This is a genomic window from Streptomyces nymphaeiformis, from assembly GCF_014203895.1.
Taxonomy (GTDB): Bacteria; Actinomycetota; Actinomycetes; order Streptomycetales; family Streptomycetaceae; genus Streptomyces; species Streptomyces nymphaeiformis.
Map to the genome: position 1 here is coordinate 1 of NZ_JACHJY010000008.1, position 15,485 is coordinate 15,485.

A 15,485-nucleotide genomic window follows, 5' to 3' on the forward strand; every position below is an offset into this window, starting at 1 on the left:
GTGATCCAGCGCTTGACGCCGTTGAGCACCCAGGAGTCGCCGTCGCGCACGGCGCGGGTCTTCATGCCGGCCGCGTCGGAGCCGGCGTCCGGCTCCGAGAGGGCGTAGGAGAACATCGCGTCGCCCTTGGCCAGCGGGCCGAGGTACTTGTGCTTCAGCTCCTCGGAGCCGGACAGGATCACCGGCAGCGAGCCGAGCTTGTTGACGGCCGGGATCAGCGAGGACGAGCCGCACGCGCGCGCGACCTCCTCGATCACGATCACGGTCGCCAGCGCGTCCGCGCCGGCGCCGCCGTAGGTCTCGGGGACGTGCACGGCGTGCAGGTCGTTGGCGACCAGCGCGTCCAGGGCCTCCTGCGGGAACCGGCCCTCCTCGTCCACCGCCGCGGCGAACGGAACGATCTTCGCCTCGGCGAGGGCACGCACCGACTCCCGGAGCATGTCGTGCTCCTCGGAGGGTCGATACAGGTCGAAGTCCTTACCCATGATGGAGCTCCCCTAGACGCTTGTGGCACTGAGTACCCTCAGCAAAACACACTCAGTGCCATATACGCCAGAGCGCCCCGACGCCAGTTCCGCGTCGGGGCGCTTCTGCTCTCTGGTGGGGCCGCTCGCCTCTGGGGCGGGGCCATGTAAAGAACCGATCAGTCGGTTTTCTTAATCTTCGGTTTCCGCGGAGTTCGCCGCGTTTCTACGCTGCCATTCCGCGTCGTAATCGGCGCCGAGCTTCCGTCCGTACTCCTCCGTCAGGCCGAGTCCGGTCAGCAGCGCCGGCGTGCAGATGCTCGGCATGAAGTGCTGGAGCAGGACCGACACGCGATGGATCAGGTCTTTGCGGTCGCACAGGATCTGGGACATCGCCTGGACCCCGGAGAAGGCGCCCGAGAACAGCGAGGCGGTGTCCGTCACGTCGACGTGGACGAGCAGCTCGCCGCGCGCCTTCGCGACCATCAGGATCTCCGAGACCTGATCGATCCACGCCTGGAACGGGGCGACCCGGTCGACTCCCGTGGCGCCACTGTCGAGGGCCAGGGCGACGCTGGCCCGCACGAGCGCGTCGCGCTGCAGCCGGTGGGCCAGCAGGAACGCCTGGTCCGCGAGCTCCTGGAGCTTGATCGCCTGCGGGGGCAGCGGGATGTCGAGCATCTGCGCGTCGAGCACTCCGAGGGCGAGGTCTTCCTTGGAAGCAAAGTGGAAATAAAGAGCTCCCTTGGTCACCCCCGCGCGAACCAGGATCTCTCCGATGGTCGTGCGCTCATAGCCCCGCTCGGCGAAGACGGCCGCAGCCGACTGCAGGATCGCCTGCCGGGTCTTTATCGCGCGCGCTTGCTGCGCCAAGGCGCCTCCCGCTGTATCGCTGTCTGTGCTCGTCGTGTGACGTGAAGCATTGAAAAGAAAACCGGGCTGTACGTATTCTAATCCGGGCGGACGCGCCGCCCAGGGGCGCGGGGACGCGAGGGGGATCCATGGATCAGAACTTTCGAGGAGCGACGTCGACACGCGTCCCCGGGGAGTTCGTTCACCGATCGGATCCCATGGACATCATCCCCACGGGGTGGACCCGGTTGACGGAGAACCGGTTTTTCGTCTCCGCTCGCTGGCTCGCCGCACATCCCTTCTTCTCTCCGGTGGCAGGGGACCGGCACGACCCCGTACTGGTGGCCGAGACGATACGCCAGACGACCATGCTGCTCGCTCATGCCGAATTCGCGGTACCCGTCGAGGATCAGTTCGTCATGTGGGGCCTCCACTACACGGCCGACGCCGAGGCCCTCGCCTTCGACGGCCCCTCCTCCGACGTCACCGTCGACGTCATCTGCTCGGACCTCGACATCCGCCGCGGCAGTCTGCGGAACCTCCGCACCACCATGGTGCTGACCCGCGACGGCCGGCACCTCGCCACCGGCGGCACCCAGGCACGCTGCACCTCCGCCCTCGCCTACCGCAGGGTCCGGGGCGAGCGGATGGCCGCGCTCGGCCGGCCCGTCCCGCTGCTCCCGGGCGTCGCGCCCCAGCTGGTCGGCCGGGAGCACGCCAAGGACGTCGTCCTGGCCCCGGGGACGCGTCCCGGCCAGTGGCAGCTGCGCATCAACACCGGCCACTCCACCCTCTTCCGGCGCCCGAACGACCACGTGCCCGGCATGCTGCTCGTCGAAGCCGCCCGGCAGGCGGCCACGGCGACCCTCGGCAGCCGGGCGTACCTGCCGACCGACATGGACGTGTCGTTCTCGCGGTACGCCGAACTCGACAGCCCCTGCTGGATCGAGGCCGAGGTCCTGCCCGGCTCCGACCCCGAGACGGCCACCGTCCGCGTCAGCGGCGCGCAGGACGGGGAGCCCGTCTTCCTCTGCACGCTCACCGCCCCGTCCCGGGACCTCGCGGTGGCCGGAGCCGGCCTCGGCACCTGCCTGACCGGCTGAGCAGGACCGCGACGGAACGGAACAGAACGGAACCATGGGGCCTCGCATACTGATCACCGGCGCGACCGGATTCATCGGCAGCCGGGTGGCGGCGACGGCCGCGGCCTCGGCCGGGCCGGCGAGCGTACGGCTGCTCGCCCGCCGCCCGCTCACCCCGCCGGCGGCCCCGGGCGTCGAGGTCGCCCCGGGCGACCTCCGCGACCCCGACTCGCTGCGCCGCGCCTGCGAGGGCACCGACGTGCTGATCCACTGCGCCTCGGCGATCGGCGCGGACGAGGACCTGTCCCGCGCCGTCAACGACGAGGGGACCCGGGCCCTGGTCGACGCGGCCGTACGCGCCGGGGTGACCCGGATCGTCTCCCTGAGCACCGCCTCCGTCCACGGCCGCGGCCCCTTCCGCGCGGCGGCGCCCGGCACCCTGCCGCTCGCCCCGGGCTCGGCGACCAGCCGCACCCGGGCGGCGGGGGAGCGGTACGTCCTGGACGCGGGCGGGACCGTCCTGCGCCCCCACCTCGTGTACGGCACGGGGGACCGGCAGCTGATGGCCGGCATCGTCCGGCTGCTCGCCGCGCTCCCGGGCCCGCTCGACGGGGGCTCCTCGCTGCACTCCCTGGTCGACGTGGACAGCCTGGCGGGGGCCCTGCTCGGCGCGGCGCTCTCCCCGCGGACGCGGCCGGGCGCCCACTACGTCAACCATCCGGAGCCGGTTCCGGTGGCGGAACTGCTCGCGGTCGCCGAGACGCTCCTCGACGGGCGGGCCGGGACCCGGGGGCCGACGGTGGACATCGCCGAGGCCCGGGAACTGCTCGCGGACCTCCCCTTCGCGCAGCACCACCTCGCGATGCTCGCCACCGACCACTGGTTCGAGGACGACCGCCCCTGGCGGGAGTGGGGCCGGGAGCCGGGGCCGGGCTTCACCGCGACGATCGCGGACCACCTGCCGTGGTACCGCGCCGCGATCGACCCCTCCTGACGCGGAACCTCCCCGCACAGCAGATCCGAACGGAAAGAAGGCACCACCGACATGTCCGCGCTGGCCGGAAAGACCGCGATCGTCACCGGGGCGAGCCGAGGCATCGGAAGAGGCATCGCGGAGCGGCTGGCCAGGGACGGCGCCCTGGTCGCCGTGCACTACGGCCGCAGCGAGGCGGCCGCCCGCGAGACGGTGCGGGCCATCGAGGAGGCGGGCGGCCGGGCCTTCGCGGTCCACGCGGAACTGGAGGAGCCGGACGCCGTGGACACGTTCTACGCCGCCCTGGACGCGGGCCTCGCGGAGCGGGGCGCCGGTCCGGGTTTCGACATCCTCGTCAACAACGCGGCGGCCAGCGGCTCGGGCCGGATCCACGAGCTGACCGGCGAGGTCTTCGACCGGCTCTTCGCGATCAACGTCAAGGCCCCGCTCTTCCTCGTCCAGCGGGGTCTCGACCGGCTGAGCGACGGCGGCCGGATCGTCAACATCTCCTCGGCCGCGACGAAGCGCGCCTTCCCCGAGTCCGTCACCTACGTGATGACCAAGGGGGCCGTCGACACGATGACCCCGGCCCTCGCGAAGGAGCTGGCGCCCCGGGGGATCACGGTGAACTCCGTGGCCCCCGGCTATGTCGCGACGGACATGAACGCGCACCGCCGCACGACGCCGGAGGCGAGTGCCGCCCTCGCGGCCCACTCGGTGCTCAACCGGCTCGGGACGCCGGCCGACATCGCGGACGTGGTCGCCTTCCTCGTCTCCGACGACGCGCGCTGGATCACCGGCCAGTGCGTGGACGTGTCGGGCGGCTACAAGCTCTGACCGGGCCGGACGCTCAGCCGACGGGCGCGTGCACGAGGCCGGTCACGGCCGGACTGCCCGCGGGTTCGAGCCCGTCGAGCGCCCCCGGGTCCGCCAGCATCGGGAGCAGCGTCCGCCACAGGCTCGTGACGGAACGGGGTGAGAGCCATTCGTCGTTGTCGCGGCAGAGGGCCTCCAGGCCGATCGTGGCGGCCACGATCATGCGGGCGAGGTCCTGCTGACGCCCGGTGCCGGCGGCGAGCAGGCCCTCGTCGGCCGCCTCCGCGAGCCGCTGCTGCACACAGCTCTGCCACTCCTGGCGCAGATTGAGCTCCGTACGGGAGTCGTCGGCGCAGCTGAGCCGGAACCCGGCGCGGACGACGACGTCGTCGCGGAGCAGCCTGGCCAGGGCGTGCGAGGTGTCGGCCAGGTTCTGCAGGGCGTTCGACCGTCGCCCGTACACGATCCGGGCGGTCCGGCGCAGGGTGGCGCAGGCCTCGTCCTCGACGGCGCAGGCGACCGCGGCCTTGTTCTCGAAGTGGAAGTGGAGCGCCCCGGGGCTCACGCCCGCCCCCGAGCTGATGGCGGACAGGGTGGCCAGGGCGTAGCCGTGCCGCTCGAACTCCCTGGCCGCCGAACTGATCAGCGCGTCACGGGTCCGTGTGGCCCGCTCTTGTTTGGTCACCTCTGGCTCCAGTAGCCCCTGTGCCGACGTCAAACCGACTGAGCGGTATTGTACGGGGCTTTGGTGTGCCTTGGTGTGCCTTCAGGGCGCTTCGGTGAACCCGGCCTCCGGACGCCCCGGTCGGGTGAGGACCACGACCGCGCCGGCGAGCAGCACCACGTTCTTGACGACGAACTCGCCCACCAGCGTGAGCAGCAGCGGGTTGGAGTGGGCGAAGGCGAGCGCCGGGGTGAGGACGAGCACCGCGAAGGTGCCGCAGAGGTGGGCGGTGAGCACCGGGAGCGCGGCGGCGCGGGCGCGGCCCGACATCAGCCAGACGCCGAGGGCGATCTCCGCCCAGCCGAGCGCGGGCACGAACCAGCCCCCGGCGGGGAACGGCAGGACGGCGACGACGAGTGCGGCCGCCGGGCTCAGCCCGATGACCTTGAGCACGCCGAACCAGACGAACACCCCGCCGAGGCCGGCCCGGAGCATGCCGAGGCCGTACCGGTGCAGCCGTGGCGCGAGCCGGTAGAAGGCGCCGGTGCGGGGCGGCGGTGGCGGTGGCGGCGGAGCGGTGGTCGTGACGGGAGGCGAGAGTTCCGGGGAAACGGTCATGGGCGGGCATCTCCAACACGAGTCGACGCGGGGCCGGACGGGGCGGATCGAGGCCGGACGGGGCGAGCCGGGCAAGGCGGTTCGAGACCCCGCCGAGGTGGGGCCGGGCGGGCGGACCGTTCGGATCACGCCGAAATCGCGGCCGGAGGGGTGGACGCCGTGGGCCCACGCTAACGAGCCTCCGGGGCCCCCGGCGACGCCCATCGCTTCCTTGCATGCCCGCGATGGAAGAAGTCGATCGGCCGTTGCCGGGCCCGATCGGATCTCGCCAGCCTGAAGAACGTTCGAGTTTGTGTTTGATCTCCGGCCGGTCCGGGGCTGATGCACAGGCCCGGACCCCGAGTCCGTCCACTCCCCGGCCCGTCTGCGCCCGTCTGCGAAGGAACCCCCGGATGACCCACCGCCCCGCCACCCCCGCCCGCACCCCGCTCACCCGGCGCCGGGTGCTCACCACGACCGCCGCCGCGGCCGGCGCGTTCGCCCTGACCGGCACCGCCGCCCGGGCCGTTCCCACCAGCTTCGAGGCCGAGACCCGCACCGGCCGCCGGGCCCCCGGCGCCGTGGCCGACCCCAGCGTCGTCGTCCGCTGGAACCAGGCCGCGATGGACGCGATCCTCGGCCGCTACCACGCCGCCGGCAACCGCTTCGGCCCCGCCACCGTGAACGCCCGTGCCCTCGCGGTCGTCCACAACGCCATCTACGACGCCTGGGCCTGTTACGACCGCCACGCCGTCGGCACCCGCTTCGGCGGCTCCCTGCGCCGCCCCCGCGCCGAGCGGACCCTCGACAACAAGAACGAGGCCATCAACTACGCGGCACACCTCGCCCTGCTCGACCTGTACCCCGAGTACAAGGTCGCCATCGACTCGATGCTGCGCAGCCTCGGCGGCGACCCCGAGCTCACGGACCCCCGCCCGTACAGCCCCGCCTGGATCGGGCTCCGCACCGCCCGCGCCGTGATCGAGTACCGGCACGCCGACGGCGCCAACCAGCTCGGCACCCCCGCGTACTCCGACACCACCGGCTACCAGCCGCGCAACAGCCCGCAGATCGCCGGCGCCTTCGACCCGGCCACGGTCACGGACCCGGCGCACTGGACCCCGCTGATCGTGAACGGCAAGACGCAGAAGTACCTCACCCCGCAGTTCGCGGTGATGCAGCCCTTCGCGCTGAGCAGCCCCGACCAGTTCACGGTCCCCGCCCCGCCCGCGTACCCCTCCGTCCGCATGACGGCCGCCATCGAGGAACTCCTCGACATCAGCGCCGGCCTGACGGACGAGCACAAGGCGATAGCCGAGTTCTGGCTCAACGACGACGTCACCCCGCCCGGCGCGCAGCAGATGTGGGGGCGGTACGTCTCCGCCCGCGACGGGCACGGCGTCGACGAGGACGCCAAGCTCTTCTTCGGCCTCAACATGGCCGAGTGCGACGCCGCCATCGGCTCCTGGGCGGTCAAGGCCCAGTACAACTTCGCGCGTCCCTCCACCCTCGTCCCGTACGACCGGCGCGGGCAGCAGATCCGCGCCTGGGGCGGCCCCGGGCAGGGCACCGTCACCATGGACGGCGTGAACTGGCAGGCGTACGTGGCCGTCCCGCCGTTCCCTTCCACCGTCTCCGGGCACAGCACGTTCTCCGGCGCCGCCTCCGAGTTCCTCCGCCGCTTCACCGGCTCGGACTCCTTCGGCGACTCGTACCGCTTCAAGGCGGGCGCCTCCACCGTCGAGCCCGGCCTCACCCCGCGCACCGACGTCGTCCTGCACTGGGCCACCTTCAGCGAGGCCGCCCACCAGGCCGGCATCTCCCGCGTGTACGGCGGCATGCACTGGAGCTTCGACAACGAGCCCGGCATCGAGATGGGCCACCGCATCGGCGAGGTCGTCCACCGCAAGGCCATGCGCTACTTCAACGGCTCCCACCGCTGAGCCGGCCGCCGTCGATCCGCCCCCGCCCGTCGCACGAGGAGTACACCGTGAGCAACCAGACCCAGACCCCCGCGGGTGCGGCGGCCCCGCCCGCCCCGAGCCGATGGGCGGGCGGCGCCCCGCCCTTCCCCGGCCCCCGGCCCGCCGTGCTCGGCAGCCTCGCCACCGTCGTGTCGCTGCTGATCCTCGTCGCGCTCGGCGAGGCCACCGGCCACCTCCTGATGATCGCCCCGCTCGCCGCCACCGCGATGATCATCTGCAGCACCCCCGCCCTGCCCCCGGCCCAGCCCCGGGGCGTCCTCCTCGGCCAGCTCGGCTCCGGCGCCCTCGGCCTCGTCGCGGTCGCCGTCCTCGGCCACTCCCTGTGGGTGGCCGCCCTCGCCGCCGGTCTCAGCGTCGGACTGATGCTGCTGCTGCGGGCCGTCCACGCGCCCGCCGCCGCCACCGCCGTCCTCGCCGTCCTCCAGGACCCCGCGCCCCTGCGCTTCCTCGTCCTGCTCGCCGTCGGCAGCGCCCTGCTCGTCCTGGTGGGCCTCGTCGCCTCGCGGCTCGGCGCGATCGGCAAGTACCCGTCGTACTGGTGGTGACCCCCGCCCCCCCTCCCGCCCACACCCTCAACGGAGCCACCATGAACCGAGACAGACTGCTCGTCAGCTGCGAGCAGCTCATGGAGCAGCTGCGGAACCCGACGACCGGGGACGAGCGCACGGTCGTCGTCGAGATCACCGACGGCGGCGGCTCGGGAGGCCGGATCCCCGGCTCCGTCCGCCTCGACTGGACCGCCGACCTCCAGGACCCGGTGCGCCGGGACCTCATCGGCCCCGAGGCCTTCGCCGCGCTCCTCGGCCGGCACGGCATCACCGCCGATCACACCGTGGTCTTCCTCAGCGGCAACAACAACTGGTGGGCCGCCGCCGGATACTGGCAGTTCCGGCTGTACGGCCACCGGGAGCTGCGGCTCCTCGACGGCGGCCGGGCCCGCTGGCAGGCGCTCGGCGGCCCCCTCACCGGGGACGTCCCGGAGCGTGCGCCCGTCACCTACCCCGTACCCGCCGTCGACGAGACCGTCCGCGCCCGCCGCGAGGACATGCTCGACCACATCGGCCGCCACCAACTCCTCGACGTCCGCTCCCTGGAGGAGTACCTCGGGCGGAGCAACACCCCGCCCGGCGTGCCCGAGGACCTCGGCGTGCGGTGCGGGCACGCGCTCTCCGCCGAGCACATCCCGTGGAACACCGCCGTCCGCGCCGACGGCACCTTCCGCGACCGGGAGGAGCTGGCCGCCGCCTACGCGGCCGTCCGCACCGACGTCCCCACCGTCCTGTACTGCCGGGTCGGCTGGCGCTCCGCCCACAGCTGGTTCGTCCTCAGCGAGCTCCTCGGGCTCCCCGACGTCCGCAACTACGACGGCGCCTGGCGCGAGTTCGGCTCGCTCATCGGCGCCCCCATCGTCAACGGCCCCCAGCCGTGGGGCCCCGACGGCATCCCGTCCCTCGTCGCCCAGCGCGCCCCGGAGGTCCCCGCCCATGCCTGACGTCACCGTCTTCCGCAATGTGCTCCGCAACGGCTTCGACCAGACCGAACTGCCCTGGGTGCCCTGGACCGAACCCGGCCGCGTCGGCGTCGAGTACGTCGTGCTGTGGGGCCCCGACCCCGCCCAGGACCAGGACTCCGCCTCCCTCCTGCTGCGCTTCCCGCCCGGCGCGCACGGCGACTTCCACGAGCACCTCGGCCACGAGCTGATGCTCGTCCTCGACGGCACCCTCGACCACAGCGACGGGCGCCGCTTCCACCGCGGCGACCTCGTCGTCGAGGAGCCCGGCACCCGCCACCAGATGTCCAGCGCCGAGGGCTGCACCGTCCTCGCCGTCCGCGCCCGCCCCGCCGCCGCCCGCACCCCGAAGCCGGGCGAGATCACCACGGGCGTCGGCGCCGCCGCCTGACCCGGCACCCCGAGGCCGCCGGGCGCTTCGCGAAGGCCCGGCGGCCTCGTTCCGTACCCGAACCCGCCCGTCCCCCGCCCCCTTCCGGAGAGAGACGCCATGACACCGTCCGCACGGCCTCAGTCCCTGCGCAGTCCCCAGCCCTCCCGCCGGGTCCTGCTCACCACCGGTTCCTCCGACGCCCACACCTGGAACCTGGTCCACCTCCAGCTCCTCCTGGAGGAGCACGGGCACTCCGTGCTCAACCTCGGCCCCTGCGTCCCCGAGCAGCTGCTCGTCGACACCGTCGGGATGACCGACCCCGACCTCGTCGTCTTCTCCTCCGTCAACGGCCACGGCCACCAGGACGGCCTGCGCGCCGCCCGCGCCCTGCGCGCCGACGAGCGGACCCGCTCCGTGCCGATGGTCATCGGCGGACTCCTCGGCATCTCCCCGGAGGGCGCCTCCACCCGCGCCGCCGAACTCCTCGACGCCGGATACGACGAGGTGTACGCGGACGGCACCCCGCCCACCGCGCTGCTCCGCCGGCTCGCCGGCCTCGACGGCGCGTGTAGAGGGAGGGCAGCGGCGTGACCGTCCTCGCCCCGCCCCCGACGCGGCCCCCGACCCCGCCCCCGATCGCCCCCGGAGACCTCGGCGCCTTCGTCCGGCAGTCCGCCGACGCCGGAGAGCTGGTCGTCCAGCCCCGCATGGGCATGGCGGGACCCGGGGACATGGCCCGCGGAGTCGCCGCCGTCGCCGCCCTGCCCGAACGGACCGTCGCCACCCTCACCATCGACAGCTACACCCGCGTCGGCGACCACGCCGCCGCCACCGCCGCCCTCCGCGCCGGACGCCCCCTCAACGGCTTCCCGCTGGTCAGCCACGGCCCGAGGACCGGCGCGAAGGTCGCCGCCGCGGCCGGCCGCGGCACCCCCGTCCAGGTCCGGCACGGCTCCGCCGACCCGATGGCCATCTTCCGCACCATGACCGCCGCCGGGCTCGCCGCCTCCGAGGGCGGCCCCGTCTCGTACTGCCTGCCCTACGGCCGCACCCCGCTCGCCGAATCCGTCGCCGCCTGGCGCGACTCCGTCCAGTTCCTCACGGAGGAGAGCCGTACGCACGGCCGCCGGGCCCACCTCGAATCCTTCGGCGGCTGCCTGCTCGGCCAGCTCTGCCCGCCCTCGCTGCTCGTCGCCGTCTCGGTCCTCGAATGCCTCTTCTTCGTCGCCAACGGCGCGACCAGCGTCTCCCTCAGCTACACCCAGCAGACCCACCCCGGCCAGGACGCGGGAGCCCTCACCGCGCTGCGGAGGCTCGCCGACGAGTTCCTGCCGCCGGCCGTCGACCGGCACATCGTGCTCTACACGTACATGGGCGTGTACCCGAAGACCGTGCAGGGCGCCCGGCTGCTGCTGCGCCGCAGCGCCGAACTCGCCGTGCGCGGCGGGGCGCAGCGCCTCATCGTGAAGACCGAGACCGAGGCGCACCGGATCCCCACCGTCCACGAGAACCTCACCGCCCTGCGGATCGCCGCCGAAGCGGCCCGCGGCGCCCACGGCACCCGCCTCGTCGCCGGGACCGACGCCGAGGACACGTACGCCGAGGCCCGCACCCTGGTCACCACCGTCCTCGCGCTCTCCGACGACCTCGGCACCGCCCTCCTGAAGGCCTTCGACCGGGGTCTCCTCGACGTGCCGTTCTGCCTGCACCCGGACAACCGGGGCGCCGTCCGGTCCACCGTCGCACCCGACGGGCGCCTGCGGTGGACCGACCTGGGCGCGCTGCCGCTGCTCACCACCAGCAGGAGGACCGTTCCGATGACCTCACGACAGCTCTCCGGCATGCTCGGCCGCGTCGCCCGCGCACACGACCGGCTGGGCGAGACCCATCCGACCCCCGACCCGGCGCCCCCGGCCACCCCGCCGCCGACGACCGCACCCCTGCGGGTCGCGTTCGCCGGCATGGGCCCGCGCGGCCTCTCCGTACTGGAACGGCTCGCCGCCCGCTGCGCCGAGGAGCGGCCCGCGCGGCCCCTGGAGGTGTTCGCGGTCGATCCGTACGAGGCGGGGGCCGGGCGGATCTGGCGTACGGACCAGTCGCCCTGGTTCCTGATGAACACCCCCGCCCAGGAGGTCACCATGTTCTCCGGGCCCGCCGACGACGGGCCCCACCGGCCCGGCGCCGGACCCACGCTCGGCGAGTGGTGGGCGCAGGACGACCCGGCGGCCGCCGAGCCCGACGGGTACGCGCCCCGCGCCGTCTACGGCCGCTACCTGACGTACGTCATGGCGCGGATCGAGGCCACGCTGCCGTCCTGGGTCACCGTCCACCGGGTCCCCGCCCGGGTGATCTGCGCGGACCGGACGCGCGAGGACGACGGGCCGGACGCGGGAGCGCACCGGCTGCGACTCGACACCGGCGACGTCCTCACCGTCGACCGGCTCGTCCTCGCCACCGGACACCCCCTCACCGAACTCGACCCGGAGCAGCGCGCCTGGCAGCGGTTCGCCCGCGAGCACAGCACCCCCGCCCGGCCCGTGCGGTACGTGGCCGGCGGCTCCGCGAGCGAGATGCCGCTCTGCCACGTCCCGGCGGGCGCGACCGTGGGCGTCCTCGGCATGGGCCTCACCTTCTACGACGTCCTCACCGAGCTCACCCTCGGGCGCGGCGGCACCTTCACCGAGGGCGAGGACGGACTGCTCTACCTGCCCAGCGGGAAGGAGCCCCGGATCCTGGCCGGTTCACGCGGGGGAGTGCCGCTGCTCACCCGGGGCGCCAACCAGAAGGGACCCGAACACCGCTACCGGGCACGGCTCTTCACCCCCGAGCGGATGGCCGAGCTCAGGGCGACCGGGGCGCCACTCGACTTCGAGCGCACCGTCCTGCCCTGGCTGCTCGCCGAGGTGAACCTGGTGCTCCTCGCCACCCGCATCCGCCGGTTCCACGGCACGGCGGCGGCCGAGGAGTTCACCGAGCGGGCGGTGGCCCTCCTCGCCGACCGCTCCGACCCCCGCCCGCGGCTCCTGGAGCCGCTCGCCGCCGGCTACGGCTACCGGGTCGACCCGCGGCCGCTCACCGGGCTCGACGCGCTCGCCCGCCCGTTCGCCGGCCGGCGCTTCGGCTCCACGGCCGAGTACCACAAGGTGCTCACCGAGTGGCTCCGCGCCGACCTGGCCGAAGCCCGCCGGGGCAACGCCGACGGACCCCTCAAGGCCGCCGCCGACGTGCTGCGGGACGTCCGGCAGACGATCCGCTCCGTGGTCGACTTCGGCGGACTCACCCCCGACTCGCACCGCTGGTTCCTCGCCGAGTTCGGCCCCGTCGCCGCGATGGTCTCGACGGGACCGCCGCAGCTGCGCTCGCGGCAGTTCCTCGCCCTGCTCGCCGCCGGGGTCCTCGAACCGGTGGGCCCCGGCGCCCGCTTCGAGGCCGACCCCGTCGAGGGCCGGTTCGCCGTGGAGTCCGCGCAGGTCGAGAACTCCTGGACCGCCCTGGACGTCCTCGTCGACGCCCGGGTGCCGGGCACCGACCTGGCGGCGGACCGGGACCCGCTGATCCGGGGCCTCATGGTCGACGGCGAGATCCGCACCTTCACCAACGCGGCCGAGGGAGCGGGGGAGTTCGCCACCGGCGGCCTCGACTGCACGGACGCGCCGTTCCACCCGGTCCGGGCGGACGGCTCGGTGGACCTCACCACGCACGTGCTCGGCATCCCCAGCGAGCACACCCGCTGGTTCACCCAGGTCGGCAGCGGCCGGCCGGGCCCCTGGGGCTCCTTCACCCGGGACGCCGACGCGATCGCGGAGGCCCTCCTCGCCGGTGGTGCCGCGTGAGCACCGTCCGAACGCCCGGGGGCGTCCAGGGTGCCGCCCGTACGCCCGCCCACGAGGAGTACCGGGCCGCCCGCGACCTGCTGCTCCGGCTGCGCGGCGACCGGGAGGCGGCCCGCGCCGCCTTCCGGTGGCCGCGGGCCGAGCACTTCAACTGGGCCCTCGACTGGTTCGACGTGATCGCCGAGGGCAACGACCGGCCGGCCCTGGAGCTCCTCGGCCACCCGGACCCGGACGGCGCCGTCCCCGTCGTCGACCGGGTCTCCTTCGCCGAACTCTCCGCACGCTCCGGCGCGTTGGCGACCGCCCTGCGGGAGCGGGGGGTCGCCCGGGGCGACCGCGTCCTCGTCCTGCTCGGGACGAGGGCCGAACTCTGGGAGACCCTGCTCGGCTGCGTCAAGCTCGGCGCGGTCGTCGTCCCCGCCTACCAGGACCTCACCCGCGACGAGGCGGCCGACCGGATCACCCGCGGCCGCATCCGGCACGTGGTCTGCGCGCCCGAACTCGTCCCGATGCTCGACGGGTTGCCGGTGCCGGGGCTCCGGACGGCGCCCGGCGCCGACCGGCCCGGCTGGTCCCCGTACCCCGACACGCGCGGTCCCGGCCGGACGCCCTTCGTCCCCGACGGGCCCACCCGCGCCGACGACCCCTCCTTCTGCTACTTCACCTCCGGGACGACCTCCCTGCCGAAGCTCGTCGAGCACAGCCACGCCGGCTACGGCGTCGGACACCTCTCCAGCCTGTACTGGAGCGGGCTGCGCCCCGGCGACCGGCACCTCAACCTCTCCGCCCCCGGCTGGGCCAAGCACTCCTGGTCCAGCTTCTTCGTGCCCTGGGCGGCCGAGGCGACCGTCCTCGCACCACCCGACGGCGGCCTCCCGCCGGCCGTCCTGCCCCGGGCCCTCGCCGCGCACGGCGTCACCAGCTTCTGCGCGCCGCCCAGCGCCTGGCGGGCGATGCTCCCGCACGTCACCGGGGGAGCGGACGTCCCGCGGCTGCGCGAGGCGACGGCCGCGGGGGAGCCCCTGACCGCCGAGACCGCGGACCGCGTCGAGGCGGCGTGGGGCGTACGGGTACGCGACGGGTACGGCCAGACCGAGGCCACCGCCCTCATCGGCCGCGCCCCCGGCGGCCCCGCCCCGCTCGCCCCGCTCGGGCACCCGCTGCCCGGCTACCGGATCGTGCTGCGGGACCCGGAGACGGGCGAGCCGGGCGAGGCCGGGGAGGTGTGCGTGGACCTGACGGACCGCCCGCCCGGCCTCATGCGGGGCTACGCCGACCTGCCCGCACGCACGGCGGAGGCCTTCGCCGGCGGCCTGTACGGCACGGGCGACCGGGGGGAGCGGTGCGCGGACGGCTCCATCCGGCTGCTCGGCCGGATGGACGAGGTCTTCAAGTCCCACGGCCACCGGGTCTCCCCGCCGGAGATCGAGGCGGTCCTGCGCACCCACCCGGAGGTCGCCGACGCGGCGGTGATCCCCTGCCCGGACCCGGACGGCGGCCTGGCACCGTACGCCGTGGTGGAACTCCACGAGGAGAGCGCCGAACCGCCCGCCGCCCGGCACCCGCGGGTCGGAGCCGAACTCCTCGCCCTCGCCGCCGGGCGGCTCGCGCCCGTCTTCGTCCCCCGGGGCGTCGACGTCGTCCCCCGTCTGCCCCGCACCCGCTCCGGCAAGGTGCGCCGGGGCGAGCTGAGTCCGGGATCCCAGGGGGCGCCTCTCAGTGTCTGACCGGCTCCCGGTCCGCCGCGCGCAGCAGGACCTCCGCCACGCCCCCGGCGCGTACCGCCGCCTCGGGCGTGCCCTCGCGCAGGGCGGTGACGATGGCGCCGTCGCCGAGCAGGGCCAGCTGGCGGGCCAGGCGCTCGTGGTCCCGGTAGCCGGCCTGGGCGAGGAGCCGGTCGAGGACCTCGATGACCTTCTCCTTGTGCGCGGCGGCCACGCGGTGCGCGGGGCTGTCGGGGTCGGCGGTCTCGACCATCGTGTTGATGAAGGCGCAGCCGCGGAAGTCGCTCGCGGAGAACCGCTCCGCGAGCCCGTCGAAGAGCGCGAGCGGCAGCTCCTCGGGGGAGCGCCCGCTGGCCGTGATCCGGTCGTCGAGCCAGCTGCGCCAGAGGGTGTCGCGGCGCCGCAGGACCTCGACGACGACGTCGTCCTTGCTGGGGAAGTGGCGGTAGAAGGAGGCGCGGCCGACTCCGGACTCGGACAGGATCCGTTCGATCCCGACGGCCCGGATGCCCTCTTCGTAGAAAAGCCGCTCCGCCGCGCTGAGGAGCCGCTCTTTCGCGTTCGTGGCCATACGAGACGGTACCACTCGGTGCCGTATCAGGGATTCCGATG

The 15,485-nt window shown here is 74.1% G+C and carries 15 protein-coding genes; 10 read left to right on the forward strand and 5 right to left on the reverse strand.

Translation table 11 applies throughout. From position 1 onward, the window contains the following. Both GGE06_RS26045 and GGE06_RS26050 read right to left on the reverse strand, forming a co-directional pair. The coding region (locus GGE06_RS26045) for an acyl-CoA dehydrogenase family protein (protein ID WP_184931972.1) at positions 1-485 on the reverse strand (485 nt) is incomplete at its 3' end. A gap of 171 nt (positions 486-656) precedes the next feature. Continuing rightward, complete coding sequence (locus GGE06_RS26050) at positions 657-1,337, reverse strand: ScbR family autoregulator-binding transcription factor (RefSeq protein WP_116158187.1); 681 nt, start codon at positions 1,335-1,337, stop codon at positions 657-659. Positions 1,338-1,465: 128 nt separating this feature from the next. Here GGE06_RS26050 and GGE06_RS26055 point away from each other — a divergent pair, with 128 nt between their 5' ends. From GGE06_RS26055 to GGE06_RS26065, 3 genes are read left to right on the forward strand one after another with little or no spacing between them, the layout of a single operon-like run. Continuing rightward, positions 1,466-2,419: a ScbA/BarX family gamma-butyrolactone biosynthesis protein gene (locus tag GGE06_RS26055; protein WP_184931973.1), complete on the forward strand. Its 954-nt coding sequence runs from the start codon at positions 1,466-1,468 to the stop codon at positions 2,417-2,419. Between the two features lie 34 nt (positions 2,420-2,453). Beyond that, positions 2,454-3,392: an NAD-dependent epimerase/dehydratase family protein gene (locus tag GGE06_RS26060; RefSeq protein ID WP_116158185.1), complete on the forward strand. Its 939-nt coding sequence runs from the start codon at positions 2,454-2,456 to the stop codon at positions 3,390-3,392. A gap of 51 nt (positions 3,393-3,443) precedes the next feature. Beyond that, positions 3,444-4,208 carry a glucose 1-dehydrogenase gene (locus GGE06_RS26065; RefSeq protein ID WP_116158184.1) on the forward strand — a complete coding sequence of 255 codons (765 nt, stop codon included), beginning with the start codon at positions 3,444-3,446 and terminating at the stop codon, positions 4,206-4,208. A gap of 13 nt (positions 4,209-4,221) precedes the next feature. Here GGE06_RS26065 and GGE06_RS26070 read toward each other — a convergent pair whose 3' ends face one another. Further along, a complete protein-coding gene (locus GGE06_RS26070) occupies positions 4,222-4,872 on the reverse strand; it encodes a ScbR family autoregulator-binding transcription factor (RefSeq protein ID WP_116158183.1) in 651 nt (216 codons plus the stop codon). 81 nt (positions 4,873-4,953) lie between these two features. Beyond that, positions 4,954-5,469, reverse strand: a complete 516-nt coding sequence (locus GGE06_RS26075) for a hypothetical protein (RefSeq protein WP_116158182.1) — start codon at positions 5,467-5,469, stop codon at positions 4,954-4,956. 392 nt (positions 5,470-5,861) lie between these two features. Here GGE06_RS26075 and GGE06_RS26080 point away from each other — a divergent pair, with 392 nt between their 5' ends. From GGE06_RS26080 to GGE06_RS26110, 7 genes are all read left to right on the forward strand, one after another. Further along, positions 5,862-7,391: a vanadium-dependent haloperoxidase gene (locus GGE06_RS26080; protein WP_116158181.1), complete on the forward strand. Its 1,530-nt coding sequence runs from the start codon at positions 5,862-5,864 to the stop codon at positions 7,389-7,391. A gap of 47 nt (positions 7,392-7,438) precedes the next feature. After that, on the forward strand, positions 7,439-7,978 hold the full coding sequence (locus tag GGE06_RS42790) for an HPP family protein (protein WP_184931974.1): 540 nt from the start codon (positions 7,439-7,441) through the stop codon (positions 7,976-7,978). Positions 7,979-8,019: 41 nt separating this feature from the next. Further along, positions 8,020-8,925, forward strand: a complete 906-nt coding sequence (locus tag GGE06_RS26090; protein WP_116158179.1) for a sulfurtransferase — start codon at positions 8,020-8,022, stop codon at positions 8,923-8,925. Further along, positions 8,918-9,334, forward strand: coding sequence for a cupin domain-containing protein (locus tag GGE06_RS26095; RefSeq protein ID WP_116158178.1), 417 nt, complete (start codon positions 8,918-8,920; stop codon positions 9,332-9,334). Before GGE06_RS26090 ends, GGE06_RS26095 begins: the two co-directional genes overlap by 8 nt. A gap of 99 nt (positions 9,335-9,433) precedes the next feature. Next, complete coding sequence (locus tag GGE06_RS26100) at positions 9,434-9,907, forward strand: cobalamin B12-binding domain-containing protein (protein WP_116158177.1); 474 nt, start codon at positions 9,434-9,436, stop codon at positions 9,905-9,907. After that, a complete protein-coding gene (locus GGE06_RS43805) occupies positions 9,904-13,149 on the forward strand; it encodes an FAD/NAD(P)-binding protein (RefSeq protein WP_312883302.1) in 3,246 nt (1,081 codons plus the stop codon). The genes GGE06_RS26100 and GGE06_RS43805 overlap by 4 nt, the downstream gene beginning before the upstream one ends. After that, positions 13,146-14,876 carry an acetate--CoA ligase gene (locus GGE06_RS26110; protein ID WP_184931975.1) on the forward strand — a complete coding sequence of 577 codons (1,731 nt, stop codon included), beginning with the start codon at positions 13,146-13,148 and terminating at the stop codon, positions 14,874-14,876. The genes GGE06_RS43805 and GGE06_RS26110 overlap by 4 nt, the downstream gene beginning before the upstream one ends. Here the strand turns inward: GGE06_RS26110 and GGE06_RS26115 are convergent. Beyond that, positions 14,866-15,444, reverse strand: a complete 579-nt coding sequence (locus GGE06_RS26115; RefSeq protein ID WP_116158175.1) for a TetR/AcrR family transcriptional regulator — start codon at positions 15,442-15,444, stop codon at positions 14,866-14,868. The genes GGE06_RS26110 and GGE06_RS26115 overlap by 11 nt on opposite strands. Between the last annotated feature and the right edge of the window lie 41 nt (positions 15,445-15,485).